Here is a 15241-nt window from a genome sequence, read left to right on the forward strand (position 1 = left end):
CCATGGAGACAGGACAAAAAACCGAACCGCCCGGGGAGATCTGCGTCCTGTACGTGACCGCCCCGCCATCGCAGTCGGAGGCCCTCGCAAAGAGCCTCCTCTGTAAACGCCTTATTGCCTGTGCAAATATTACCCCGGTAAGATCCCTGTACCGCTGGAAAGGCAAAGACTGCGACGACAAAGAAGACCTGCTCATCATAAAAACGAGAAAAAGCCTCGTGCAGGCAGTCATTGCCGCGGTAAAAGCAGAGCACCCCTACGAGGTCCCGGAGATCATTGCACTCCCGGTCATTGCCGGCCACCTGCCCTATAGTGACTGGGTGTACGCGGAGACTGAACAGGCAATACCGGGGACTGCCCCGGCCGCATAGCGAAGGTTTTTCCATGCCCCGGCGTATGCTGTACAAGGCTTGATATGGCAGGGAACGATACCACGACCGAAGCTTTGCAGGCAAAGAAGACGGCAGTCCTTGTCCTCGGCTGCCCGCAGGTCCCGGTGCAGACAAGCATTGCGCTGTACCTGGCAGACAAACTGTCCGGGGCGGGCATTGCCCCGGTGATTGCCGGGAACAAGGCGGCAAACACCCTCCTTGTAGTCGCCGACCCGAAACGGCATTACCTAAAAGAGGTCATGGACCTCGACCGGGCGGTTGCCCAGATATCCGACAAGAAGCGGGATTTCGACCTCTGCTTTGTCTTTATCCACAACGATGCCGGGGTCAGCTATGCCGCGACCATGGCAGCGATCTCGAAAGCAGCGATCTACCCGGTGATCTACGGCGAGCACTGGGAGGAGATGGCTGCCCAAATCACCTTCCCCTGCACAAAAATTGCCGCAAAGGCCGTGCACAATCCCCTGCCTTTAAAGAAGATAATCGACGAGGTGGCACCGTCATGGGCTGCGTAGAATCACTCCCCTACGAGGTTGTCATAAAGGACGCCTCGTTCAAGGAATGCCGGGAATACATCAAAAGCCATTTCCCCGAATCCATCGATGTGGAGCCGGGATTCAAGATCTTCGATGTCCACACTATCGGCGTCCCCCCGATCGCAGTGGGCCTGGACGGCAATTTCGTGATCTTCCCCTACACAAAGCCCTGCCACGGGACCTTCCTGCTAAGGGTCGAGGATGCACAAGAGGCCGCCCGGCTCCGTGCATTAAAAAAATAGGTATCACGGAGACCGGGACTGCATATCCCCCGGGTGTCTCCCGATCGTCCCTTCCCGTAACAGGGGAGAAAATATAATAATTGGTGTGCGCGAAGTAATAGTATAAAAAGGGATTTTTGAACATATGGAATCAAAAGGAAAAGTGCTTCTGGTTGACGACGAGGAGATCATCATCGATGTCTCAAAGGAAGTACTCAGGTTTCTTGGCTACGATGCAGTCTTTGCCCGGGAAGGCAGGGCTGCAATGGATCTGTACCGCCAGGAAAAAGAGGCAGGCAGGCCCTTTGACCTTGTTATCATCGATCTCACCATGCCTGAAGGAATGGACGGGCGCGAGACGATCGAAAAGCTCCGCGAATACGACAGCAGCGTAAAAGCGGTTGTCTCAAGCGGCTATGCGAACGATCCGGTTGTTCAGGATTTTGGCAGGTATGGTTTTTCAGGCCGGCTCACGAAGCCCTACCGGATCAACGAGATGAAGGCCATTCTCGAAGAGCTGATCCAGAAATAATCTTTTTTTAGCCCGTCACTATCCCAACATATATACCGTTTCCTGATCACCAGTCTGGTAGTGGGAGCTGGTTATGAAGGACATATCCGTACTCATCGGTGGCAGGGCAGGAGACGGGATCAACAGTGCCGGTGCAGTCGTGGCCTGGCTTTTCTCCCGGCTCGGGTATTACGTATTTGTATCAACGGATTATCCCTCCCTTATCCGGGGAGGCCATAATTTTACCATGGTCAGGGCCGCGGATCATCCGGTCGGGGCATACAATGACCGGTTCGACTACCTGGTAGCGCTCAACCAGGAGACGCTGGACCTTCACGCACCGCACTGTCCCGACTGCATTATTGTGGCAAATGCCGATCAGGTCAAAAAGCCCGGCTCCGGGCAGACTATTTCTGTAGGGGAGATCCTCAAAGAGGAATCTGCCCCACCGGTCACCGGGAACTCCGCGATGATCGGTGCATTTGCAAAAGCTGCGGGAATTCCCTGGAAGACCCTCGAAGAGGTCTTTACGGCACATATGCCAAAGGCAGCAGATGAGAACCTCCGGGTTGCACGGCGGGCATACGGTGCGGTTAATACGGTACGGCCGGTCCCGGTCCTTGGAAAGGCACCGCTGTCCCTTATCACCGGAAACGAAGCGATCGGCCTTGGTCTTGCCTCCGGCGGCCTTGACTCCTATATCGCCTACCCGATGACTCCCTCCTCCACACTTCTCCATTACCTTGCAGGCAATGCGGAACGGCTCGGGATCACGGTCTTCCACCCGGAGAGCGAGATCGCGGTGATCCTTGCCGGGATCGGGAGCGCGGTCGCCGGGAAAAAGACCGCAGTCGGAACATCCGGCGGAGGATTTTGCCTGATGACCGAAGGACTCTCTTTTGCCGGGATGGCAGAGGTCCCCCTCGCAATCCTTGTCTCGCAAAGGACCGGGCCGTCAACCGGTCTCCCCACCTACACAGGTCAGGCGGATCTCCGGTTCGTACTCCATGCCGGGCAGGGGGAGTTTCCCCGGATCGTTGTTGCCCCCGCCGATGCCGGGGAGGCATATGTCTGGTCGGACGCCGCGCTCCGGCTGGCCTGGAAGTACCAGGTCCCGTCGATCGTGCTCTCCGACAAGTCTCTTTCAGAGAGTACCTACAGCCTCAGGTATGAAGATCTGGCGCTGCTCTCCATTGGGGAACGCGGCACTGCGGGGGACAATGACGTCCCGTACCGGAGGTACCGTACCACCCTTTCAGGAGTATCGCCCCTTGCATTTCCCGGAACCACCGGCGCCGTTGTCAAGACCAACAGTTACGCTCACGATGAAGACGGGATCACAACCGAAGACGCGGCCCTTGTTGCAGAGATGGCGGACAAGCGCCGGCGAAAGGAAACTGCCCTTATCGAAGAGCTGGCACACCTTCCCTGCGTTAGTACCGGGGGAAAAACAGATGCCCCGGTTGCGCTCCTCTGCTGGGGTTCTGTCGGAAACGCGTGCAGCGAGGTGGCTGCGGAACTGGGCCTTCGGGTGATCCGGCCGCTCGTACTCTCACCGTTCCCGGACCGGCAGTTCACCGATGCCTGTACCGGGGTGGAGCGCCTGATCGCTGTTGAGGAGAACGCAACCGGGCAGCTGGCGTCGCTCGTGAAAGAACACGGGGGCAGGGCAGACGCTACGGTCCTCAAGTACGATGGCCGGCCGTTCACGCCCGAAGAACTGAAACTGCGGGTACAGGAGGTGCTCGCATCATGACCCGGAACCTGATCACCCCGGCCCAGAACACCTGGTGCCCGGGCTGCGGGAACTTCTCGATCCAGCACACGCTCAAGGATATCCTCGCCGGCATGGAAAACGAGGGAAGATCTCTGGACAACGTGGTGCTCGTCTCCGGAATCGGCTGCCACGCGAAGATCGCCGATTACCTCAACATCAGCACGGTCTATACCCTCCACGGGCGGACGATCCCGGTGGCGACGGGGCTTAAACTTGCAAACCCGGAACTTACCGTGATCTGCTGTGCCGGGGACGGGGATGCATATGCCGAAGGGCTCGACCACCTGATCTTTGCGGCCAAGAGAAATATCGATCTCACCATGATCGTCCACAACAACCGGGTCTATGGTCTCACTACCGGCCAGTACACGCCAACTTCGCCGCTCGGGTTTAAAGGGAAGTCCACGCCCACAGGGACAGCCGAGTACCCGTTCAACCCGCTGGAACTGATGCTTGCCGGGGGAGCCACCTATGTTGCCCGGGGGTATACGAGGAAGATGCCCCAGCTGGCCGCACTCATCCGGCAGGGCATTGCCCACAAGGGTTTTGCCTTCATCGACGTCCTCCAGATCTGTGCAAGCTTCTTTAACATGACCGAATATTACCAGTCCCGGGTCTACGACCTTGCCGGCCACGATCCGGCGGACTTCGATCAGGCCTGCAAAAAAGCCCGGGAATGGGACTACAACCGCGATGCCCCCATCGCCCTTGGGGTATTCTATGAGAAAGGGTATCCTGCCTTTAACGATCGCTTCCCCTTAAAAAAGGCGATGACTGCCGAGGAGCGACAGCAGCAGATCCACGATCTTTTTGTGGCTGCAACATGAATATCCGGAAGGGATCCGCAAATGATACCGGCAGACCGCAAACAGTGTAGGTATGATTCAGGGGTGGAATAACGGATACTTCCAAAGAGGGCCCCGTGATGCCCCCGACGGATCAGCAGCAGCCGTCCACGGTATCCCTTATCCTTATCCCGTTCCTGATCGTTGCTGTCTGGATCATTGAAAATTACCTGTTCTCCGGGGGAGATCTGGTATCCTTAAAGACATCTGTTTCGGGACTCCTCCTCTATACGTTCCTTTCGTGTATCCTCGTCGGGATCATCGTGCCGCTCATCCGGATCCGCGCGGCCTTCCGGGCCGGGGCGGTAAATATGTTCCAGCTAGGGTTTCGATCCCTGCGGCGTACGGTCGCGGCCGTCGGCCTGACCATCCTGGCAGGATATACAATCATTCTCTTAATGAGGGTGTACGGGATTGGGCCGGGCAGGGATGCCGGGTTTTTCCTCTTTGTTTATTTGTTCCCGACAACCATTGCAGCGACAATGATCGTCTGGGGACTCCTGGGAACCCATATTCAGGCATATGTACGGAACGGAGGAGTCCTCGTATCCATCGTCACCGGGGTGATAATGACGGCACTTCTCTTTGCATGCTCAATGACCCTGCTTCTGGCGTCCGGCAGGATAGCGGAGGCCTTCCCGGGGTACCTGGCCGCAGGTATCGTTGCCGCCCTCTTCTTCTTTGCGGTGCGGGACATCTATGCCACGATTATCGCAGTCACCTGCGCCCTTGTCGTGATCGCAGGGTCTGTACCGGATTTTTCCATCCCGTATTCCCTTGCTCCCGCTGCGATCCTCTGCTCGTTTCTTACATTCGGGGTCCTTCTCGCAGCCCACGGGCATTTTTCCCGCCACTATACTACCGTGAAACTGCCATAAAACCGGCAAACCGCGAGAGTTTGCACAGTTTTTTGGTATTCCGGGTCTTCCCCGCCAGCGTATCGCCCAAAAAAGCCAAATTTTATGAATCTGTGAGATGAACGGTATGCATATGTCTCACGTAAAAGTATACGGACCGCTGCTGGGTCTGCTTCTTATCGCGTGCGTGCTCCTTGCCGGCTGTTCAAGCCAGTCCTCTACCTCAGTAACAACCACGGTTCCGACCACGCAGGCAACGGCAAAGTACACTGCCGGCGATGTTGTCGCAAAGACATCCTCTGCCCAGACCGGGGTCTGGCTGATCGTGTCATACGATTCAGCTAAGGATCAGTACGAGCGGACAACTATCGTAAAGAATTCCGATGGATCCTGGGGCCACCGGGAAACGAGCACGACAGAAAAGTTCCCCCGTGCGGAGATGGAGAAATTATATCCCGCCAAAATCACGCATGTCTCCGTCACGTCCATCCAGGTCCAGACACCCACCATCGCAACCACGGCAACAACCGTTGCATCGGGACCGGCGCCATCTATAACCTCGATATCTCCCACGAGCGGTGCAACCGGATCTACGGTCAGCCTGACCATCAACGGCAACAATTTCCAGAGCGGTGCAACCGTGCGCCTGATCCAGCCGGGAAAGATGCCCGTCGTGGCAACCGGGGTCTCTGCCTCCTCAAACCAGATCACCTGCAATGTCGCACTGAGCAACCTGGATGCCGGAACCGCTAATATCCAGGTCACGAACCCTGGCGGCCAGTCAACCTCGCTCCCGGGTGCATTTACGATCGGTGCCGCATCGCCGACCATCTCCAGCTTCAGCCCTACAAGCGGTGATCTCGGCGAATCGATCACCCTGACCGTCAACGGGCAGAATCTGGCCAACGTTCTCTCGGTAATTCTTGTGGGCTCATCAGATTCCCAACAGATTCCCTGTACGGGTATCTCAAACGGAGGAACATCCACAAAGCTGACCTGCAATCTTGCGATCTCCTCATCTGCAACATCCGAGACGTATGTGGTAAAAGTTATTGGTGACGGAGGGGTTGCGGGAACCTCCGGTTCCACCTTTACCGTTACGAACAAGACAGCATGATACCCTATTACCTATTTTTCCCGGTCTGTTGATGCCTGAAATGCCGGTGACAGGATGGAGACACTCCTTTTTTCGGTTCTGATCCTGGGCGTTACCGGCTGTGCGATCGGTTTTGCTTCCGGCTTTTTTGGGATAGGCGGGGGTTTTCTCATGGTGCCGGTGCAGTACTGGCTGCTCACCAGCCTCGGGTTCGATCCAACCCTCTCCCTTCGGATCGCATTTGGCACCAGCCTTGCCGTTATCGTGCCGACGGCACTCTCCGGCACCTGGGGCCACCACTGCCGGCGCTGCGTACTGGTGCGTCCCCTGCTCCTGATGATAATCCCCGGTATTCTCGGGGCGGTCACCGGTGCGGCAATTACCATCCACGCACCGGGCAGGCTCATGGAATGCCTTTTTGGCGTACTTCTCCTCCTTGCAGCAGCACGGATGTTCCTTTCCGCAATTCCCACCGGGGACGGGCAGATCCGGCAGAATCCCGGCTTGTACCTGATATGGGGATTCGTGTTTGGCCTTGTCTCCGGGCTTTTTGGGATTGGCGGCGGGATCGTGATGGTACCGGTGATGACAACCGTTCTTGGCATTCCCCTTCGTCAGGCCATCGGTACATCGACGGCGTTTATGTTCTGCTCGGCTGCGACCGGCGTGGTGTCTTATATCGTGGGAGGAATGGGCGTTCCCGGTCTGCCCCCGTTCTCCTTTGGATATGTCAACGGGATGTTCTGGGCGGTTCTCGCCCTTGCAAGCGTGCCCTTTGCACTTCTGGGAGTCCGTGCCGCACATACCATCCCGCCGGAGAAGATCCGTCTGCTCTTTGTTTTGGTAATGCTCGGAATGGGAACCTATATGATATCAGGCATTGCCTGACGTGATTGACGGGCGGCAGATACTACAAGTACTATCGAAATAATTATTCCCTGCGCTCTACCACACTCTACCAGCCGTAAAAAGGAATGGTTTTTACGGATCGATACACGTGTAATTTCCAGCGGACCTGTCTGCCATCCGAAACAGGGGAACGGGAGCAGGATATCCCACGGGGTGTTGATTTGCCCGCTGACCGGACCTGCCCGGCGGGGTTTGCATCAAAAGACCGATTCAAAAAAGAGGAGTAAAACTGGTAATTATGGTTTCCCGAGAACTTGTGCCCGGCGTGTACTGGGTCGGCGCCTATGATTTTGACCGGCGGATCTTCGATGAACTGATCCCGCTGCCGGAAGGAACGACATACAACGCGTATCTGGTAAAGGGCAGCGAAAAGACGGCCCTGATCGATACGGTCGATCCGACCAAGGAGTATGATCTGATCTCGAACCTTGTCAAGCTCGGCATCGAGAAGATCGACTATATCGTGATCAACCATGCGGAACAGGATCATGCAGGTTCGCTCCCGATGGTGCTTGAGTTCTATCCTGACGCGCAGGTAGTCACCAATGCCAAGTGTCGGGACCTCCTTATTGCCCTCCTGCATCTCCCCGAAAGCCGGTTTACCATTATCGAAGACAACGGGACCCTCTCGCTGGGAGACCGGACGCTCCGGTTTTTGATCACGCCCTGGACGCACTGGCCCGAGACCCAGCTGACGTTCCTTGCCGAAGACCGGATCCTCTTTCCCTGCGACCTCTTCGGGTTCCATGCTGCAACTACCGAACTCTTTATCACCGACGAGGCATGGGCCTGCCGGTCGGCAAAACGGTATTATGCAGAGATCATGATGCCGTTCCGCAGCAGCATCAAGGGGTACGTGGAACGGGTGCGGGAACTCGATCCGGCCATTATCGCTCCCAGCCACGGCCCGCTGTACAAAAATCCGAAGTTCATCCTCGATGCGTACGCCGGATGGGTTTCGGACGAGGTCAAAAACGAGGTTATCATCCCATATATCTCGATGCACGGGAGCACGGCAAAGATGGTGGATCACCTCACCGGGGCCCTTGTCACCCGGGGGATTGTGGTAAAGCCTTTTAACCTCTCCCGGACGGATACCGGCGAACTTGCCTGTTCCCTTGTCGATGCAGCAACCCTTGTGATCGCCACGCCGACGGTCCTCTTTGGCCCGCACCCTTCCGTTGTATCGGCAACCTACCTTGCAAACGTGCTCCGGCCCAAGACCCGGTTTGCAACCGTCATCGGGTCCTACGGGTGGGGCGGCAAGACCGTTGAGACTATCACAAAGATGCTCGACCATGTCAAGGTCGAACTTCTCCCCCCGGTTACCGTGCTTGGCGAACCGGACGAAAAGGCCATGCTGGACCTTGACCGGCTGGCAGACGAAATCTTAAAGAAGCACAAAGAACTCAACATCGTATAAAGGAGGGTGTAACCATGACAAAACTGCTTGAAGTCTACAAGTGTATGGTCTGCGGGAACATCGTAAAGGTCGTCCATGCATCCGGAGGAACACTCGTCTGCTGCGGGCAGCCGATGGTGCTCCAGCAGGAAAAGACCGAGGACCAGGGAAAAGAGAAGCATGTCCCTGTCGTCGAGAAGACTGCCAACGGTATCCTCGTGAAGATCGGCGCCGTTCCCCACCCGATGGAAGAGAAACACTACATCGAATGGGTCGAGGTCCACGATGGGGAGAAGGTCTATGTCCGGTATTTCAAACCTGGCGAGAAACCCGAGGCAGAGTTCCCGGTCAAGAGTGCCGAGGTAAAAGTCAGGGAATACTGTTCGGTCCACGGTCTCTGGACCAACAAGGCCTGAACCTTTACCATTCCTTTTTTTTTATCGTTTATGGCAGGCAAATGCTCATAGAGCACCAGCGACAACCACCTAAGTGATGCGCCGTCTCCTTTATCTCTCCACGATCGCTGCCGATCTGGGAGATATCTTCTTTTTTATCGCCCCGCTGACCGCGATCCCCCTCATAGTGACGGTGCTCTTTGCAGAGTGGTCCATCTTTCTTCCCATGGCGGTCGTCCCGGTCGTCTTTTTCCTGTTGGGGGCGGGGATGAAACACCTCCCAAGAAACGAGCGCGAGAACCGGCTCTCGACATCCCTGTGCTCGATCGCCCTCTTCTGGATGGCTTGTGCAATGGTGAGCGGCCTCCCGTTCCTGTTCGGCCTTAACATGAGTTTTACCGATGCGGTCTTTGAAGGGATGGCCGGGTGGACCGGGACAGCGTTTACCATGCTGCCATCCCTCGATACGGTCCCTTATACCCTGCTCTTCTGGCGCACGTTCATGCAGTGGATCGGTGGGATCGGGATCATCGCATACGTTATAGCCCTTGCAAGCAGCAGCGGGCTTTTCCAGGGAAAAATCTACCGGACGGAGAGCCGGGAGGAACCCCTGATGCCAAGCATCGTCTCGACCGGCCGGGCGATCTGGAAGATCTACGGCCTCCTGACATTTGTCGCCATCGGGCTCATCCTCTTTACCGGCCTCTCGCTCTGGGATTCGGTAAACCTGGCCCTGTCCGCGATCTCGACCGGGGGATTCTCCGTTGTCGATGGGGGGATCGCCTCGTACCACAACCTCATGCTCGAACTGCTCCTGGTCCCGATCATGATCGCCGGCGCACTCCCATTCCGGCTCTATTACCTGATAACCGAGAACCGGCGCTTCAGCCTTTTCGGGGACGAGCAGATCAAACTCTTCCTCGTGATTGCGGCGGCAGGGACCGCACTGCTGGCCTACGATCTGGTCTATTTCGGGAATACCGACATTCCCCTTGCCCTTGAACAGGGGCTCTTTATGGCGGTCTCCGCCCTGACCACCACCGGCTTCCAGATCACCGATATCGGCAACTGGGCGAGCGTCACGCTCCTCTTCCTTGCCATGCTGATCTTCATCGGCGGTGCTGCGGGAAGTTCCAGCGGGGGGATCAAGCTTAACCGGGTAGTCCTAGGCTTCCGGGCGCTGGTCTGGTGGTTCCGGCGGCTCTTCGTGAGCGGGAAGGTGCTGATCCCGTTTAAGAGCGAGGGCCGGGTGATCCCGCGGGCCACTGCCGAACTGGAGACCGCAAAGATGCTGCTGGTCATCATCCTCTCGGTAGTCGTGATCTTTATCGCAACCCTTACCGTCCTCCAGTTCCACGTAACGACATTCCCCAGTACCGATGTGCTCTTCGATGTGATCTCGGCTTTTTCCACCTGCGGGATGACGACCGGCTATGTCTCATCCTCCATGCCGGCCATCTCGAAATGGGTATTTATCATCGTCATGTGGGTGGGCCGTCTCGAAGTAATTCCGGTGCTCGTGCTCTTCCTTGCCCTGTTCCGCGGTTCCGACTAAAACCCCGGGGAACAGGTAACGCAATTATACTTTTCTTAACATCAGGAGGTCTAATATAACGTGCCGGCCCATAGTAGAACAATGAAACAGATCGCCCTGTACGGGAAAGGCGGCATCGGGAAGTCGACTACATCAGCCAATCTTTCCGCTGCGCTTTCTCTTGCGGGACATTCTGTCCTCCAGATCGGGTGCGATCCGAAGCGCGACAGTACCCGGATGCTGATGGCGGGCCGGCTGATCCCGACCGTGATGGATCTGGTGCGCGAGCGCGGCGCCAGTGCAGTAACCCCGCAGGATGTGGTCTTTACCGGTTTTCATGGCGTCCGCTGCGTTGAGGCGGGAGGCCCCGAACCCGGGGTTGGCTGTGCCGGGCGGGGAATCATCGCCACCTTCCAGCTGCTGGAGAAGTTCGGGACACTCACCGGGGACATCATCGTCTACGATGTGCTGGGCGACGTGGTCTGCGGCGGGTTTGCCATGCCGATGCGGGAGGGGTATGCGCAGGAAGTATACCTCGTGACCTCCGGGGAACTCATGTCCCTGTATGCGGCAAACAACATCTGCAAGGCGATCCAGCGGCTCGCAGCACGGCCGAAGAGCAGGTGCCGGATTGCCGGCGTGATCTGCAATGCCAAGAATATGCCCCGCGAAGAAGAGCTCGTTGCGGAGTTTGCGCGAAGGGTCAACAGTCACCTCATCCAGTACATACCCCGCGACCGGACCGTCCAGCTCGCAGAACTCGACCGGAAGACCGTGATCGAGTACGACCCGGCAAGCGAACAGGCACAGCGGTACCGCGATCTTGCGGCCCGGGTCATGGAAAACAGCCGGTTGACCATTCCCACCCCTCTTGAGATCGATGACCTCGAATCCCTTGCCCGCCAGTACGTGTAGGACTGCCGGCTGTACCCTGACCGGCGCACTCTCGGTGGTGACGCAGGTAACCGATACGGTTACGGTCGTCCACGGGCCGGGGGGCTGCACGCACCACAATTTTTCGCTCCTGTCCGCAACGGCTCTCGATAATGGCAGGCCTGCCCTTCCCCCGCTTGTTTCTACCGATCTGCGGGAGACCGACATCGTCTTTGGCGGCGAGGAGGCGCTCGACCGGACACTCACGCGGGTCATGAACGGAAATCCCGGAGCAATCTTTGTCCTTTCGACCTGCATTGTCGAGACGATCGGCGACGATATCGAGAAGATCTGCCAGGCACAGCAGGGCTGCCCGGTCATTATCGTGCCGACCGCAGGTTTTCTGGGAGGCTCGTTCCAGGCCGGCGTCAACAACGCGCTCATTGCCCTTGCAGCGATGGCGGAATCGTCAGCTCCCAACGGGAGGGTGAACCTCATCGGGGAAAAAAATCTCGAATATGAAGTCGAGGAGAACTATGCAGAAGTGAGCCGGCTGCTTTCGTTGCTTGGCCTGTCGGTGAACCTGCGCTTTGTACGGAACATTACCACGGATGAGATAGCGAGGCTTGGCGCCGCACGGCTCAACGTGCTCCGCGACCCGGCCCTTATCCCGGTGGGGGAATATCTCAACTCGCGCTTTGGCACGCCTTACATCACGGGATTTCCGATCGGTCTGTCCGGGAATTCCTCGTTTCTTGCCGAAGTTGCAAAAACCTGCGGGATAAACGGGACAGATGCGGTTACCCGCGAACGTGCCCGTGAAGGGGAACTCCTCGAAAAGTTCCATGACCTGGCGGGGGAGGGTGTCTTTTTCTCTCCTCTCCCCCCGGATCCCGAAGGGAGGATCGCGGCACGGGATCTTGCCCGTAATGTCGGCCTCCGTTTCTCAGATCAAGGAAACCCGGTGCCGGTCCCCGTGATCCCCCCCGTGGGACTGGCAGGAACAGAACGGTTACTCCACCGCTGGAGGAGGGCTATCTTTGCCTGAGTGCGGGACGCCGTTATGGCCGTGCGCCATGACCGGGGCTGCGGCATGCCTTGCCGGTTTCGAAGGGATCCATGTGGTTATCCACGGGTCGAGCGGCTGCTACTATTACCCCTCGACCCTGATCGGCGCCCCGCTCTACGGGACGTTTATCCTTGAAAACGAAGTTGTGTTCGGATCTGGCGACCGCTTAAAAGAGGTGATCGGCGACCTGTCAGGCAAAGGCGGCAGGATTGCCGTGATCACGACCTGTGTCCCGTCAGTCATGGGCGAGGACATCTCCGCGATCCTGCCGGAGAACGATATCATCCTTGTCGACAGCCCCGGTTTTGCCGGTGAACTCGAGACAGGATACCGGGCGGCACTGGCGGCACTCAGTCCTAAAGTCGACCCGAAGCGCAAAGGGGTCAACATCGACGGGGTCTCCCTCTCCGATCCGTTCCACAAGGGAAACATTGCAGAGGTCACGCGCCTGCTGCGCATGGCCGGCATCCCGGTCGGCACGGTCTTCTGCCGGGACTGGGCGGAGATGGCGGCACACGCGGCCCCGTTCACTATCGGGACAAACGCGGACTTTGCTTCCGGCGTAGGAAACTCACTTGGCGGAACCCTCGGGATACCCGCGCTCCGCGCCACGTTCGAACAACTGGAGCGCGAACTCCCCGAAGCCGACGCTTCACGGGTCTTTGAAGAGCTCGATCTTGCGGAAGGGCGGGTCATCGGGGTATGCGACCGGTTCCTCCGGCGCCATACCCCGCCTTCCGTTGCGATCTTTGCCGGGGCAGCCTATGCGGATTATGCCGCAGAAACGCTCAAAGCCTACCTCGATGCCGAGATCCGTTTTGTGGGGACAAGGAACGAACCCCCGGCCGGCAAAAAAACAGGGTACCGCAGGGAAAAGGCAAACGATCTCGGCGTGGTTGCAGAACGGATCCGGGAGGCTGCCCCGGATCTCGTGATCGGCTCCGCGTTCGAGCAACCGGTCTGCCCCGGTGCGGCATTCGTCGGGCTCATCCCCCCGCTCCAGGACCGTGTCCGTCTCACGTATCCCCCGCTTGCAGGTACCGAAGGTACGCTCCGGTTCGTGGAGGAGATACTCAATACCTGCATGGACCGTGTTAAACGCCGGAGTGTCCCGGAACGCTGACCTGCCCCTGAATCTCCGGGCATATCCTCTTCTTCGTCGATCCTTCACTTTCACCCCGCGCACGGTCCCGGGTTATATACCCGGTTTCCCAGATGCGTTACTACGACAAAAAGGTGGTCGTGTATGATGCAGAAAGCAGGCTATATCCAGCGGACAGGATGCAGGGCAGTCGACCGTGACGGTAGTCTCCACGAAGTCGTGGAACTGCATGTCCTGGGCACCCGGTATGCTATCCGGCTGGACGATCTCGTGAAGGGAATTGCCGGCCGTCAGGTTGCCGTGCAGGTGGACACACTCGTCCGCGAGTGGAACTACTACCTTGGGACAACCTGCGGTATGGGCCAGGTCTCGGCTTCGGGGAAAGCGCTCAACATCGAGCTCTTCGAAGCGGGAAATTTCACCATCTCGCTTCTGGCCCTCCGTTCGATTCTCTTTGGCCGGGAGCGCACCGCACCCGTGGCACGCATCCCCGAGCAGCCGGCATCCCCGGTCTGGAAAGCCCGCCGGGGCGATGTCCAGCAGCAGATCGTGGCCCTCGTCTGATATCACGCACCCTTTTTTTGTCGCCCTCTCACCTTTTTTTCTCCCACGCTTCACGGGGATACATCCCGGATTCCCGTATGCAACATTAATACCCCTCAAAGGAGACCTGTACATGAGAAAACGGGGATTATCGGTCTATAGGTTCATACCACCCCCGCTGTTTCATACGGAGATCATCAATGAGCAAACCAGACGATGCCCTCTATAAGGAACTCCTCGATCACCAGCAGGACCTGCTGGTCAAGTTCAGCCCCGAGGGGCGTCTTTTGTTTGTAAACAGGGCCTACTGCGAGGCAATGGGGAAGACCGCCGAGGATCTTGTCGGAAGCGTGTTTATGCCGACGGATGACGAGCGTTACGCAGACGCCCTTGCAACAAAGATGACAAGCCTCTTTCGCCCGCCGCATACCTGCATCGTGGAGCAGTGGATCAGTTCCCGGAAAGGGCCCCGGTGCATCAGCTGGTCGGCACGGTCGGTTGTTGACAAAGACGGGAATGTCGCATCCATCGTTGCCTCAGGCCGCGATGTGACAGAATTAAAAAAAGCGCGCCGGACCACAACGCACCGCGACGAACACCTCATGCTCCTTATCGAGAGCGGTACCCCGATGTATTACACGCACAGCCCCGAACACAACCTGCTGTACGTGAGCCCCCGAATCCGGGCCATGCTCGGCTATACCCCGGGGACCGGCAAACGGGCATGGACTGATTTTCTCACCGACCACCCCTTTAATGCACAAGGGCTCGAGCGAACCCTCAGGGCGATCGCTTCCGGCCGGCGCGAACCGCCGTACCGGCTCGAGATGGCAAAAAAGGATGGCGGCCGGATCTGGGTGGAAGTCGACGAGATCCCGGTGATAAAGAACGGGAAAACCATTGCAATTGCGGGCTCCCTGGTCGATGTGACCGCGAAGATGAAGGTGGAAGAGGGACTTGCTGAAGCCGAGATCCTCATCAAGGAGTATAAAGGACACAATGGCACAGCCGATGAAAACGGTCCGCTGGCTGCGCTGAAATCCATCTTTGCCCCCAAAAAAGCCAAAAGCGACGAAGAACTCCCTTCGGAGTTCCCCGATGGCTTAAAGTAATTTTTTTAATTGCCGGTAATTCCCGGCTACCTGCCCGCCGAGGACCCAGTGCCCCGGGACACTGGTT

The 15241-nt window shown here is 57.7% G+C and carries 17 protein-coding genes; all 17 read left to right on the forward strand.

Annotated features, from left to right (window positions below; all coding sequences use genetic code 11):
• The first annotated feature begins 2 nt into the window (after positions 1 to 2).
• The 17 genes from cutA to BP758_RS06205 all read left to right on the forward strand — a co-directional run bounded on the left by cutA (position 3) and on the right by BP758_RS06205 (position 15174).
• Positions 3 to 371, forward strand: coding sequence for a divalent-cation tolerance protein CutA (gene cutA / locus BP758_RS06125; RefSeq protein WP_292369722.1), 369 nt, complete (start codon positions 3 to 5; stop codon positions 369 to 371).
• A 44-nt stretch (positions 372 to 415) separates the two neighbouring features.
• Positions 416 to 907, forward strand: a complete 492-nt coding sequence (locus BP758_RS06130; protein ID WP_292369725.1) for a DUF1890 domain-containing protein — start codon at positions 416 to 418, stop codon at positions 905 to 907.
• Entirely contained in the window at positions 895 to 1170 is a 276-nt protein-coding gene (locus BP758_RS06135; protein ID WP_292369727.1) for a DUF1894 domain-containing protein, read from the forward strand. Before BP758_RS06130 ends, BP758_RS06135 begins: the two co-directional genes overlap by 13 nt.
• A 124-nt stretch (positions 1171 to 1294) precedes the next feature.
• On the forward strand, positions 1295 to 1681 hold the full coding sequence (locus tag BP758_RS06140) for a response regulator (protein WP_292369729.1): 387 nt from the start codon (positions 1295 to 1297) through the stop codon (positions 1679 to 1681).
• 73 nt (positions 1682 to 1754) lie between these two features.
• Positions 1755 to 3416, forward strand: coding sequence for a 2-oxoacid:acceptor oxidoreductase subunit alpha (locus BP758_RS06145; protein WP_292369731.1), 1662 nt, complete (start codon positions 1755 to 1757; stop codon positions 3414 to 3416).
• Positions 3413 to 4264: a thiamine pyrophosphate-dependent enzyme gene (locus BP758_RS06150; protein WP_292369732.1), complete on the forward strand. Its 852-nt coding sequence runs from the start codon at positions 3413 to 3415 to the stop codon at positions 4262 to 4264. Before BP758_RS06145 ends, BP758_RS06150 begins: the two co-directional genes overlap by 4 nt.
• A gap of 98 nt (positions 4265 to 4362) precedes the next feature.
• Entirely contained in the window at positions 4363 to 5160 is a 798-nt protein-coding gene (locus BP758_RS06155) for a hypothetical protein (protein ID WP_292369733.1), read from the forward strand.
• Between the two features lie 112 nt (positions 5161 to 5272).
• On the forward strand, positions 5273 to 6256 hold the full coding sequence (locus tag BP758_RS06160) for an IPT/TIG domain-containing protein (protein ID WP_292369734.1): 984 nt from the start codon (positions 5273 to 5275) through the stop codon (positions 6254 to 6256).
• 54 nt (positions 6257 to 6310) lie between these two features.
• Entirely contained in the window at positions 6311 to 7123 is an 813-nt protein-coding gene (locus BP758_RS06165) for a sulfite exporter TauE/SafE family protein (protein ID WP_292369735.1), read from the forward strand.
• Positions 7124 to 7382: 259 nt separating this feature from the next.
• On the forward strand, positions 7383 to 8567 hold the full coding sequence (locus BP758_RS06170) for an FprA family A-type flavoprotein (protein WP_292369737.1): 1185 nt from the start codon (positions 7383 to 7385) through the stop codon (positions 8565 to 8567).
• A 14-nt stretch (positions 8568 to 8581) separates the two neighbouring features.
• Positions 8582 to 8962: a desulfoferrodoxin gene (locus BP758_RS06175; protein ID WP_292369739.1), complete on the forward strand. Its 381-nt coding sequence runs from the start codon at positions 8582 to 8584 to the stop codon at positions 8960 to 8962.
• A gap of 76 nt (positions 8963 to 9038) precedes the next feature.
• Positions 9039 to 10496 (forward strand): TrkH family potassium uptake protein, encoded by a 1458-nt coding sequence (locus tag BP758_RS06180; protein ID WP_292369741.1) that lies wholly within the window; start codon positions 9039 to 9041, stop codon positions 10494 to 10496.
• An 81-nt stretch (positions 10497 to 10577) separates the two neighbouring features.
• The gene (gene cfbC / locus BP758_RS06185) at positions 10578 to 11390 is read left to right on the forward strand and encodes a Ni-sirohydrochlorin a,c-diamide reductive cyclase ATP-dependent reductase subunit (RefSeq protein WP_292369743.1); all 813 of its coding nucleotides are present in this window, start codon (positions 10578 to 10580) and stop codon (positions 11388 to 11390) included.
• Positions 11356 to 12396, forward strand: a complete 1041-nt coding sequence (locus BP758_RS06190; protein ID WP_292369745.1) for a nitrogenase component 1 — start codon at positions 11356 to 11358, stop codon at positions 12394 to 12396. Before cfbC ends, BP758_RS06190 begins: the two co-directional genes overlap by 35 nt.
• The gene (locus BP758_RS06195) at positions 12389 to 13540 is read left to right on the forward strand and encodes a nitrogenase component 1 (RefSeq protein WP_292369747.1); all 1152 of its coding nucleotides are present in this window, start codon (positions 12389 to 12391) and stop codon (positions 13538 to 13540) included. Before BP758_RS06190 ends, BP758_RS06195 begins: the two co-directional genes overlap by 8 nt.
• 123 nt (positions 13541 to 13663) lie before the next feature.
• Positions 13664 to 14083 (forward strand): hypothetical protein, encoded by a 420-nt coding sequence (locus BP758_RS06200; RefSeq protein ID WP_292369749.1) that lies wholly within the window; start codon positions 13664 to 13666, stop codon positions 14081 to 14083.
• 179 nt (positions 14084 to 14262) lie between these two features.
• Complete coding sequence (locus BP758_RS06205; protein WP_292369750.1) at positions 14263 to 15174, forward strand: PAS domain-containing protein; 912 nt, start codon at positions 14263 to 14265, stop codon at positions 15172 to 15174.
• The last annotated feature ends 67 nt before the right edge of the window (positions 15175 to 15241 follow it).

Source organism: Methanoregula sp. UBA64 (genome assembly GCF_002502735.1).
Taxonomy (GTDB): domain Archaea; phylum Halobacteriota; class Methanomicrobia; order Methanomicrobiales; family Methanospirillaceae; genus Methanoregula.

Bases quoted from the DNA above. Each gene is read 5' to 3' on its own strand.
- cutA (WP_292369722.1), top strand. From the start codon at position 3: ATGGAGACAGGACAAAAAACCGAACCGCCCGGGGAGATCTGCGTCCTG.
- BP758_RS06130 (WP_292369725.1), top strand. From the start codon at position 416: ATGGCAGGGAACGATACCACGACCGAAGCTTTGCAGGCAAAGAAGACG.
- BP758_RS06135 (WP_292369727.1), top strand. From the start codon at position 895: ATGGGCTGCGTAGAATCACTCCCCTACGAGGTTGTCATAAAGGACGCC.
- BP758_RS06140 (WP_292369729.1), top strand. From the start codon at position 1,295: ATGGAATCAAAAGGAAAAGTGCTTCTGGTTGACGACGAGGAGATCATC.
- BP758_RS06145 (WP_292369731.1), top strand. From the start codon at position 1,755: ATGAAGGACATATCCGTACTCATCGGTGGCAGGGCAGGAGACGGGATC.
- BP758_RS06150 (WP_292369732.1), top strand. From the start codon at position 3,413: ATGACCCGGAACCTGATCACCCCGGCCCAGAACACCTGGTGCCCGGGC.
- BP758_RS06155 (WP_292369733.1), top strand. From the start codon at position 4,363: ATGCCCCCGACGGATCAGCAGCAGCCGTCCACGGTATCCCTTATCCTT.
- BP758_RS06160 (WP_292369734.1), top strand. From the start codon at position 5,273: ATGTCTCACGTAAAAGTATACGGACCGCTGCTGGGTCTGCTTCTTATC.
- BP758_RS06165 (WP_292369735.1), top strand. From the start codon at position 6,311: ATGGAGACACTCCTTTTTTCGGTTCTGATCCTGGGCGTTACCGGCTGT.
- BP758_RS06170 (WP_292369737.1), top strand. From the start codon at position 7,383: ATGGTTTCCCGAGAACTTGTGCCCGGCGTGTACTGGGTCGGCGCCTAT.
- BP758_RS06175 (WP_292369739.1), top strand. From the start codon at position 8,582: ATGACAAAACTGCTTGAAGTCTACAAGTGTATGGTCTGCGGGAACATC.
- BP758_RS06180 (WP_292369741.1), top strand. From the start codon at position 9,039: ATGCGCCGTCTCCTTTATCTCTCCACGATCGCTGCCGATCTGGGAGAT.
- cfbC (WP_292369743.1), top strand. From the start codon at position 10,578: ATGAAACAGATCGCCCTGTACGGGAAAGGCGGCATCGGGAAGTCGACT.
- BP758_RS06190 (WP_292369745.1), top strand. From the start codon at position 11,356: ATGACCTCGAATCCCTTGCCCGCCAGTACGTGTAGGACTGCCGGCTGT.
- BP758_RS06200 (WP_292369749.1), top strand. From the start codon at position 13,664: ATGATGCAGAAAGCAGGCTATATCCAGCGGACAGGATGCAGGGCAGTC.
- BP758_RS06205 (WP_292369750.1), top strand. From the start codon at position 14,263: ATGAGCAAACCAGACGATGCCCTCTATAAGGAACTCCTCGATCACCAG.